Origin of the sequence: Pantoea sp. PNT03, from assembly GCF_014852515.1 — a bacterium.
GTDB classification, from domain to species: Bacteria; Pseudomonadota; Gammaproteobacteria; order Enterobacterales; family Enterobacteriaceae; genus Pantoea; species Pantoea leporis.
Genome location: NZ_JACVBT010000021.1, coordinates 1 through 287 on the forward strand (window position 1 = coordinate 1; position 287 = coordinate 287).

Consider the following 287-nt stretch of genomic DNA (forward strand, 5'->3'; position numbering starts at 1 on the left):
TATTCTCTACCTGACCACCTGTGTCGGTTTGGGGTACGATTTCGTGTTACCTGGAGCTTAGAGGCTTTTCCTGGAAGCAGGGCATCAGTTACTTCACCACCGTGGTGGCTCGTCGTCACGCCTCAGCGTTAATAAGAGTCCGGATTTACCTGAACTCTCCGCCTACACGCTTAAACCGGGACAACCGTCGCCCGGATAACCTAGCCTTCTCCGTCCCCCCTTCGCAGTAACACCAAGTGCAGGAATATTAACCTGCTTCCCATCGACTACGCTTTTCAGCCTCGCCT

General features: G+C 53.7%; 1 rRNA gene. It reads right to left on the reverse strand.

Going from position 1 to position 287, the window contains the following annotated elements:
* Positions 1-287, reverse strand: a 23S ribosomal RNA gene (locus IB226_RS23090); the annotation flags it as partial.